Here is a 9,815-nt window from a genome sequence, read left to right as displayed (position 1 = left end):
AAGAGAAATACTTGCTCAAAACATCAGAATTTCAGTGTTCATAATGCAAACCACTGTTCTGCAATCCATTCTTTTTAAGTTGTATTTTCTTTTATGAACAATTCGAAAACATTTACTTGATTGAAGCGGAAGGCGGCGACTCCTACGGGATTAGCGGGACAGGAGAGACCCCGCAGTGGAGCGCTAGCGACTGAGGAGGCTCTCCGCCCGCCCCGTGGACAGCGTCCGCCTGGAGCGCAAATCAGCGGTATCATACTAGAACCTACTCCTTAAAATACCCGGAATACTGGATTCATGGCTCACTAAATTTGTATACTTTCTTATTTTGTAAGAAAAACCGGCAAGTACGCCCGGTCCTTAATAGAACAACCTTCTATTTTTATCTAGAGATTTCCGTTACATACGAACGCTTTCCGTGGGGCATGGCTTCGGACCAACAGGATGTTGCCCCGCGAAGACGTTGACTCGCGTAGTGGCGTTCTTAGTCTTCGTTCCATGTGCTCCTGCGGGGCTTTCAGCTCATGCTCTGTTCCCACTGGAGTCGCTGCATTGCGCTACAATCAAACGATACCTTTCTAAAATAAACGGATAACAATTAAGTGTTCGTATTTATTATCGAATTGAGGTGTGAAATTGACTCAGATGTAGTTTCTTATTTTAATCTTTCAGTTAAGCCATACCAAATGCGTGTCACTTCACTTGCTTCCTTGCAAATCTGTTGACTCAATCGTCCACAACGATCGCGAAGTTCACGTGTTTCTGCTGCTATCGGTACAATTCCACGTCCAATTTCTGTCACTATCACAATAACCTTACTTTGTTTACGATATGTATTTAATGTAAGCATGATTTCTTCAATCACTTCGTCTTCTGCTTTTTCCAAATGACGTTCCACAAATTCCTCTACTCCAGCAACAACAATTGTTTCACACTTTGCTTCAGGCAGATGATCCACGTCTGAGCATTCGATCCATTGAACATCTCGATCACTCACGAGTTGCCTTACATAAGCTCGCTTTCCGTTAAACGCTCCACCGACAAAGACTTGCATCTTTTCTCCTCCTCAAAGCATTGACGACTATCCCAACATAATGTCCATTTGTCACCATGTTTGACATCCCAGGACCAAAAATCACGTTCATCAGGGGCAAACTGCGTAAGCACATATCGAATCGGTCCTCCATGTGTCACAACAACTGGGTGGTAACACTGCAAACTTTTCAGTCCCGCTCGGACCCGTGACCCCATTTCATCTACAAACTCTCCATTTGGGGGAGCCACTTCATTCGGATTAGTTAACCACTTTTGATAATTTACCTCATTTTTTAAATCCTCATAGGTTCGTAGTTCCCAATCTCCAAAAGACATTTCCCGAAAAGCTTGTGACCCTTGGTAGGGCGTTTTTGGGTAAAATAGGGCGGCGGTCTCTTGGCAACGCAGAAGGTCGCTTCCATTAATTATGTCCGGACACCAAGTAGCTTCTTTGTAAACTTGTGACGACTGACTTATCGATTCATCGCTCCAACCTATGTATCGACGCTCAATATTCGCCAAAGTCGGCAAGTGGCGGACTAAAGTAAGATGAAAATAAGGAGCCATAAACCCACTTCCATCCCTTCAACGAAAGCACCAGATACATCACCCGTGACGCCTCCAAAATGTTTTTTGGTCCAGTATTTAAAAGCGTATGCACAACTGAATAGTACCAGCAAGCTACTGATTGCTAATACCATCTCTCCACCAACCAGCATGATAAAGCCCGCTCCTACTGCAAGTGAAAGAATTGTCATAACAAGCAATATTCGATGATTAATCCGTTTTTTAAAGAACGAAGCTAATCCCTTATCCCTTGCCGCTTGTGTAAGGGTGAAGTAGTAAACCATTCCTGCTCTAGCGAGAAACGGCAAGATGAGTAACCATTCCCATTTCATTCCACCTTGCGTAATGATTTCAGTTAATAAGACGATTTTTCCAATGACAAATAATAATAAAGCCATTGCCCCGAATGCACCAATACGCGGATCAGCTAGAATTTCATGACGTTTGTGTTGATCGCGATAAGAAAAATAGGCATCACTCGTGTCAACGAATCCATCAAGATGTAGACCACCCGACATGACAATGCCGATTAATACGATTGTAAATGCTAAGAACAATGGACTCGCGTCAATAAATAGCCAAATACTTGCAGTGACGAGGCCGATGAGCCCCCCTATCCAAGGAAGTGTGGAAAACATGGCAGTGACCGACTTGCGATCCATCTCCAGTTGTTGATTAATTGGCATAATGGTGAAAAATTGTAGCGCTAGCAAGATACCACGCATCATGGTCGCTCCACCATATTTATTATTTTTTGCCAATCGAGATTGTTTGCCACATGTTTTGCCCATTCATCATATTTATCTTCGCCCGACATTTTAAAAGACGTATCATGATGTGTTATAAACGAATCTTCCTCTTCAATTTGGTGATTGTCCATAAATGGAATAACACCAAGAACCGCAATTCCTGTATAGGACTCGATAAACGACACACCCTCATTAAACAATTCCTTATCGCCACGGAATTTATTAATAATGATGCCCTTCACACGATTTCTGTGTTGTTGTGGAAGTAACTCGAGCGTGCCTACAATTGATGCAAAAACTCCACCACGTTCAATGTCAGCAACTAACAAAACCGGCACATCTGCTAACTCTGCAATGCTCATATTCACCAGTTCCCGATCCGTTAAGTTTACTTCTACCGGACTTCCTGCTCCTTCTAAAACTACGACATCAAAGTTTTGATCAACAAAATCAAGTGACTGTTTAATTACTTTTACCCCGATATCATAAAATGATTCCCGGTAAGCGGTCCCAGACATATGCTCAACTTTTTCACCCAACACCCAAACTTCAGAAGACATATGTCCAGATGGCTTCAATAGTATAGGGTTCATTTGTGGAAGTGGTGATACTTTTGCTGCTTCTGCTTGGGCAAATTGGGCCGTACTAATTTCTAATCCATGCGCTATTTTTGTGGAGAAGGTCGACATGTTTTGCGATTTAAATGGTGCAACATGAAAACCATCATTTGCAAATAACCGGCAAAACGCAGTGCAAATCATGCTTTTCCCAACGTTTGAGGCAGTCCCTTGAATCATGATACCGTTCATATGCATCTCCTCATTTCCACTTCTTTACGAGTCCATACGTCAGTTCAAATGCTTCATTGCTTTCTTTGACAAACCACTGATGAAGTCTTCCTAGCCATTGTTGATAAAGTCGTACATCTGGGATGCTTGACAGTGGTTCATCTAATACTTCATTGGAAATAACAACTATAGTTGTTCCTTTGTTTAATAATGTACGAATAGTTTTATGTAATTGCTGTTCTTTTTCTTCTAAGCAGTTCGGTCGTGTAAAACAAGGCTCTCCCCTGTTCCAACCTTCGTACATTTCATTCGCCAACCATGTTGTGACGCAATCGAACAGAACACCATCACCAGGTAATATATGTGGAAGTATTTCTTCTATTTGACGAGGTTGTTCAATCGTCAACCACTTTTCTGTGTAATCAATTCTGTCTTGTCTGTGTCGTTTAATGCGAAGTTGCATTTCGGCATCAGTTGCCTCACCTGTTGCCATGTATATAAGCCGCGAGCATTGTTGATTCATTAACCAGTTTTCGGCAAATGCTGTCTTCCCGCTTCTCACTCCACCAGAAATAAATGTTAATGTGCCTCGAACCATTGCTTTAACTCCTTTTTGAGGATTTCCAACTGCTCTTGCGTTTTCATCCCAATTCGGAACCACTGACCATTAAGTCCATGAAAATTCTCTGTGTGTCTTAAGACAATGCCCTTTTGTAATAAGTGACGAAAAAAATCGATGTTTGGTTGTGGCAACTTAAACAATAGAAAATTAATTTGTGAGTTTGATACTTCGCAGCCATGGACTTTTAGAAACGCTGTCATGTCGAGTCGCATGTTAGTACTATGTTGAATCGTTCTCATCCGATAGTCTTCATCTTCTAACACGAGTGACCCTATCTCAGCGGCTACCCCGTTGATATTCCAGTGTGGTGCAAGCTGTTGAACTTCTGTAACAATCTGGGGTGCTGCTACCATGTATCCTAGGCGAATCCCTGGTATCGCGTACATCTTTGTCATTGAACGAACAATTAGTACATGACCCGAATTAATAAAGGGAATGAAGGATGCTTCCTCTGAAATAAAATCAATGAATGCTTCGTCTAACACAACATCACAATTTGATTTCTTCGCGCATTCCACTAAATCCCTTAATGAGCTGTGCTCTGGCAAAGTACCTGTTGGGTTGTTCGGTGTACATAAATAAATGACATCCGCGTCTATCATATGCTTTTTTATTTCAGCAATAGGCAATTCCCCTGTTACAAGGTCAATCATGGATAAGTTGACGATGTCCACCTGATGAGCTTTTAATGTGGCTTCATATTCAGAGAAAGTTGGATGAACTAATATAGCTCGTTTTCCTCTGTACTTCTCAGCGAGTAAAGAAAATACTTCAGCAGCTCCATTTGCGACGAATATAGAATCGGGTGAAATGTTGTGATATCGTGCTGCTGTAGTTCGAAAAGGTTCACCTTGTGGCTCTGGATAACGGGTGATTAGATTTTGTAACTTGTACCAGTTCATTTGTACCAAGTAAGGAGGACCTAATGGATTGACGTTTTCACTAAAATCGATTATTCGTTTGGGCTGTGCCATTCCGAGACTGGTATATAGATGATGTGGATTTGCACCGTGATTAGGCAAAGACATGTAATAAACCTCCGATTGCTATTATCCACAACCAAAATAGAAAAACAGCAATATGCATTTGGCGAATGGTTTGCAAAATATGAATGGCACGGAGCGGGGTTTCAGGATGTCCCATTCTAGCACGTTCAGAGGGGATTCCCTTATATGTATTTTTCCCGCCAAGTTGTACACCAAGTTGATAAGCAGTTGCCGCTTCTAAGTATCCACTGTTTGGACTTGGATGTTTTTTGGCATCTCGCCACCAACCATTTAAACGTGCCCAGAAAGATTGTTTACTGAAACTTTTGGTCCAGGTTAAGATGATATATCCTGTGATTCTGCTTGGAATATAGTTCAACACATCGTCCATTTTTGCAGAAGCAAAGCCAAACTCTTGGAATTCTTCATTTTTATGACCCACCATGGAATCGAGAGTATTCACTGCTTTATATACCCAAAGTCCAGGTGCACCGAAAAGGAACGCAAAAAATAATGGCGCTGTAATACCATCACTTGTATTTTCAGAGACTGTTTCTACTACACCTCGTGTAATTTCAGTTTCAGACAACTTTACAGTATCGCGACCGACAATCCATGACAATTTTAGTCGGGCTTCTTTTAAATTTCCCGCACGCAAAGGTGTATAAACCGCCATCGCAGCATCTCTCAAGCTTTTTTGAGAAAATCCAACAGCACATAAAATGCTTTCGACAACGATTCCTAAAATAAAATGAGTTGTGTACGCTGCATATACCAATGAAAATACGGTGAAGAGTGTGATTCCCACAACCACTATTAATAGAATAAACCCCTTAAATTTACGATGCCTTCCTGTGTTCATAGCGATCGTCAATCTAGTAATAAGGCTTCCAATCCAACGTACGGGATGCGGCCATTTGGGAGGATCGCCAATTATTCTATCGAGCAGCAACCCAAGTGTAAGAGCGATGATATGAGAAGACATATTTACTTACATTCCTTTCGCTTTTTTATAGCGTTTGATCGCAAGCGTTGTACTTTCGAAAACACCGCGTCCAATACATTTCCCTATTTCCGTAATAGGTCCTGCGTACTGTAATAGCTGCCCTTTTTGAGTAGCGGCAACGAGTAAACTATCTGTTGACGTTCCAGTTGCAAGTGTATTAGTTAATGGATCCCTCACATCTTCGTGTTGAAGTGCTTTGGTTTTTGCCTCAGTTGCCGTAATCATCGCTTGAATGAACGCTTCGTCCGATAACTTCCCGTTAACAATAATCCATGTATTTATTGTACCGACATAAGGTACATCTTCGCGTTCGAACGCTTTAGATACATCGACTGCATTTCCAACTCCTGCTGTAACTGCGATAATAATAGACCCAAACGTACCCTTGTATTCTTCAATGACCGCATTTTCTGTACGAACGGCTGTCATCATACCCACTGTATCGGTTGTAGAGAAACCTTGTGCTTCTAAATAATCAACCATTTCTTGTGTGCTATCGTCACATTCATAATCTGCTTTTACATGGCGGTTAACAAACGATCGAAACCACCCTGACCCAGCATTCACGACAGCTGATGAAACTGTTTTTAATGGCGTTTTTGAATGCAAAACAACGTTTTCATTTGAAACAGTAAAATGCTCTTTAGTAATAAGTTCATCAACCTGCAAGTCACCTAAACTAGGTAATAATGTTATTTGAGGTTTCGGTTGTTCAGGATGTGGATGACTACTAACTCGAGCTTTGTAAACACTTTCAATTTGTTTTTGTTTGAGGACGACATGCGGTTCCCCGATTATCTTGACGACACCGTTTTCTAGTAATAACAATCGGTCACAATATAGTGATGCCAAGTTCATGTCATGAAATACAGAAATAATGGTTAAATCTTTTTCATTGGCTTGCAATTTAATAGTATCCAACAATTGTTGTTGGTGCGCGATATCGAGATGATTTGTTGGTTCATCAAGCAAGATAATCTTCGCTTGTTGAGCGAGGGCTTGTGCCACAAAAACACGTTGCTGCTCCCCGCCAGAAAGCTCATCGAGATAGGTGTTCTCATACATCTTCACATCCGTGAGACGCATGGCATCTTGAATTGCTTTCTCATCTTTGTCAGACCATGAAGAAAAGAATCCACTCTGATGTGGGTATCTCCCAAGTGATATCGTTTCTCTTACTGTATTTGAGAAAGCATGCACATGTAGTTGCGGGAGAACTGCCATATGTTTTGCAAGTTCTTTTGATGCATATTTGTGAATTGCTTTGCCATCTAAATCTACTGTTCCTGATTGCATGGGAAGTACGCCACTTATGACTTTAAGCAAAGTAGACTTCCCGCTTCCATTTGGTCCTAATATCCCTAACATTTCACCCTTTTTCACAGTAAATGATACGTCTTTAACGACAGGTACTGTGTGGTAACCACCTGTTAAGCCTTGAACGTTTAGCATGATTACACACTTCCCTTTCTTCGCTGTTTCCAAAATATAAACGCAAACACTGGTGCACCGATAAAGGCTGTTATAACACCAATTGGCAATTCAGATGGTGAGATGATGGTACGTGAAACTAGATCACAAACAATGAGCAGTGAGGCTCCATTGATAAAAGATAATGGCAGTACATGTCGATGATCAGCTCCCCACAGTATACGAATCGTATGTGGAATGACTAAACCTACAAAACCAATGGTTCCGGAAACTGACACCGCAGCACCCGTTAAAATCGATCCGCCTGTTAATATCATCATTTTTCGTTTTTTTACGTCAACACCTAAATGTTTGGCACGTTCCTCGCCAAATAAAAGTGCATTTATTTCTCTTCTATTTAACCATAATAGGACAAATCCAATAATCATAAAAGGCAGAGCCATTTTGACATATGGCCATCCACGCATAGAAACACTTCCGAGTAACCATCCAATAATTTGGCGAAGTTCCTCTCCAGATAGTGCAATCATTAGAGATAAAAGAGAACCTAAAAACGAACTAAAAATAATTCCTGTAAGTATAATTGTTTCCATTTTCATCGTTCGGTCAACTAGTTTGGCAAAGCCCATGACAATGATCATCGTTAAAAAAGCGCCAATCATACTAAGTACTGGTAGTGTAAACAAGCCCAGAAAAGGGATTGAAATCCCAAAAAAGAGTGTCACCACGGCACCGACTGAGGCACCTGATGACACTCCTAAGGTATATGGATCAGCTAAAGGATTTCTCAATAAACCTTGGAAGGCCGCCCCTGCCATTGCCAGTGATGCGCCTACCAAACCGGCTAACACCACACGAGGCATGCGAATATTCCATAGTATATTTGCTAATCCTTCATCAAAATTAGGATTCCACAACACTTGTATTGGAATCGAAACGGATCCAATCATTACCCCTGCTAACACTGCAGCAATCAGTACGAGTACAGAAGCTACATATGCAAACCAGGTTTTATTCACTGAATACCTCAGGATAAATTGCTTTCGCCATTTCTAGTAAACCTTGTGATAAACGAGGACCTGAACGGCTTGTCGTATCTTCATTTACATTAAATACTTCTTTATTTTCTACTGCTGTAACTGCTCCGAATCCTTCACGTGCAAGTACTTGGTCTGCAGCATCAGGCATGTAGCTGCCATACGTTGTTAATATTACATCTGGATTACGCTTAACAATTTCTTCTGGATCCATTTTAATCCATCCTTCTTGATCTGCTGCAATGTTATCTGCATTAATTAACTTAAGCATTTCATTCATGAATGTGTTATTTCCTGCTGTATATATATCTGGAGCTGGAGAGACTTCAATAAATACTGATTTCTTTGTTTCAACTGAAGATGCTTTTTCTTGTATAGCAGCAACTTCATCCTTCATTGTTTGTACCATTTCTTCAGCTTCAGCAGTTGCACCAGTCGCTTGACCAATGGTAATCATCGTTTCGTATACTTCTTCAAAGTTTGCAGCAGTTTTCACTACAAACACTTTTAACCCTGCATCTCTAAGTTGTTGAAGACCAGCTTCTCCCATTCCAAGGCCCGACTCATGTGCAAGTACTAGGTCTGGATTTAAAGAAATGATTTTTTCTACGTTAAATTCTTGTCCACCAATTTTTTCAAGCGTTTCAGTTTCTTTAGGGTAGTTGTCATAGTCTGATACAGCAACTACTTTCTCGCCTAAATCTAGACCAAATAAGATTTCTGTATTACTTGGAATCATTGACACGATTGCTTTAGGAGCTTCTTCAAGCGTGATTTCATTATCCGTCATGTCAGTCATTGTTACTGGGAACGCTGCTACCTCTTCTTCTGCTTCAGGTGTACCTGTCTCTACTGGTGTTGTTTCTTTTACGGGTGCCGTTTCTTCTTGACCACATGCAGTTAATAGGAATGCTACTAATGCTGCTGCGATCCATAATTGCCAAATCTTCTTCATGAATGTGTTCCTCCTAGTTCTTGGGTGTGTTTTTCAAGAAATGTGCCTCTCTAGCCCGGTGATGTAAGGATGAAAGGCTTACCTTTCTCCTTTCTGAACCCTTAACTGGGTCCGCAGGCTGGAGATTGGTGCTAGATAGAAAGCATATTGAAAACTTATACTTTCTTATCTCCGAACATAAAAAAATCCTCCGCGTATAATCGGAAGATGGTTGGTAGAATATAGGCTTTTGCAAACTTGCGCATGAGCTGATTCACACCATTCCTATCCTCGTAGGGTTGCGGGCGTTATGCACGTAGGCAGGTCTCCTGGCTTGTGATCAACGGATAAGTGCGTCTTCCCGTAGTCGATTGACTATAGTGACATGATGCACATTCCTCACACATACAGTGGCGGGACCGCGTCGGAGTTAAACCGACTTCCCTTTTAACTCGGCGATTAAAGCCGAGCACCTTCGTGAAAAAACTATGTAATTCATTTTTCATTATACAGGTTTTATTGTTTGTGTCGAGAGTTTATGTGAATTTGATTTTAGTATGTAAGATTTCTAGTTTTGGATTATGATGATTACGGTTGAGGAGTTTATGAGTAAAACTGCTGGATAAATGGATACCGGTCGTTTAAGAGAGTCACAGTATCAAC

The 9,815-nt window shown here is 41.1% G+C and carries 10 protein-coding genes and 1 riboswitch; all 10 genes read right to left on the bottom strand.

Annotated elements, in window-relative coordinates:
• Positions 1-652 precede the first annotated feature (652 nt).
• The 10 genes from B371_RS0104220 to B371_RS0104175 are packed head-to-tail and all read right to left on the bottom strand — an operon-like array spanning position 653 to position 9,173.
• Positions 653-1,051, bottom strand: coding sequence for a bifunctional adenosylcobinamide kinase/adenosylcobinamide-phosphate guanylyltransferase (locus B371_RS0104220; RefSeq protein ID WP_026022961.1), 399 nt, complete (start codon positions 1,049-1,051; stop codon positions 653-655).
• A complete protein-coding gene (locus tag B371_RS0104215; RefSeq protein WP_237721500.1) occupies positions 1,003-1,563 on the bottom strand; it encodes a histidine phosphatase family protein in 561 nt (186 codons plus the stop codon). Before B371_RS0104215 ends, B371_RS0104220 begins: the two co-directional genes overlap by 49 nt.
• Before the next feature lie 8 nt (positions 1,564-1,571).
• A complete protein-coding gene (cobS, locus tag B371_RS0104210) occupies positions 1,572-2,327 on the bottom strand; it encodes an adenosylcobinamide-GDP ribazoletransferase (protein ID WP_019413056.1) in 756 nt (251 codons plus the stop codon).
• Positions 2,324-3,157: a cobyric acid synthase gene (locus tag B371_RS21265; RefSeq protein ID WP_019413055.1), complete on the bottom strand. Its 834-nt coding sequence runs from the start codon at positions 3,155-3,157 to the stop codon at positions 2,324-2,326. Before B371_RS21265 ends, cobS begins: the two co-directional genes overlap by 4 nt.
• A gap of 10 nt (positions 3,158-3,167) precedes the next feature.
• The gene (locus B371_RS0104200; protein WP_019413054.1) at positions 3,168-3,734 is read right to left on the bottom strand and encodes a bifunctional adenosylcobinamide kinase/adenosylcobinamide-phosphate guanylyltransferase; all 567 of its coding nucleotides are present in this window, start codon (positions 3,732-3,734) and stop codon (positions 3,168-3,170) included.
• A complete protein-coding gene (locus tag B371_RS0104195; RefSeq protein WP_019413053.1) occupies positions 3,716-4,786 on the bottom strand; it encodes a histidinol-phosphate transaminase in 1,071 nt (356 codons plus the stop codon). The genes B371_RS0104200 and B371_RS0104195 overlap by 19 nt, the downstream gene beginning before the upstream one ends.
• Positions 4,773-5,729, bottom strand: coding sequence for an adenosylcobinamide-phosphate synthase CbiB (gene cbiB / locus B371_RS0104190; protein ID WP_019413052.1), 957 nt, complete (start codon positions 5,727-5,729; stop codon positions 4,773-4,775). Before cbiB ends, B371_RS0104195 begins: the two co-directional genes overlap by 14 nt.
• Positions 5,730-5,735: 6 nt before the next feature.
• Entirely contained in the window at positions 5,736-7,202 is a 1,467-nt protein-coding gene (locus B371_RS0104185) for an adenosylcobinamide amidohydrolase (RefSeq protein ID WP_019413051.1), read from the bottom strand.
• Between the two features lie 2 nt (positions 7,203-7,204).
• Entirely contained in the window at positions 7,205-8,200 is a 996-nt protein-coding gene (locus B371_RS0104180) for an iron ABC transporter permease (RefSeq protein WP_019413050.1), read from the bottom strand.
• Positions 8,193-9,173: an ABC transporter substrate-binding protein gene (locus tag B371_RS0104175; protein ID WP_019413049.1), complete on the bottom strand. Its 981-nt coding sequence runs from the start codon at positions 9,171-9,173 to the stop codon at positions 8,193-8,195. Before B371_RS0104175 ends, B371_RS0104180 begins: the two co-directional genes overlap by 8 nt.
• 280 nt (positions 9,174-9,453) lie before the next feature.
• Positions 9,454-9,644: riboswitch (cobalamin riboswitch) on the bottom strand.
• Between the last annotated feature and the right edge of the window lie 171 nt (positions 9,645-9,815).

The organism is Paenisporosarcina sp. TG20 (assembly GCF_000286315.1).
Lineage (GTDB): Bacteria > Bacillota > Bacilli > Bacillales_A > Planococcaceae > Paenisporosarcina.
The sequence above is the reverse complement of the archived record's forward strand: the minus strand, read 5'-3'. Positions and strand labels throughout refer to the sequence as shown.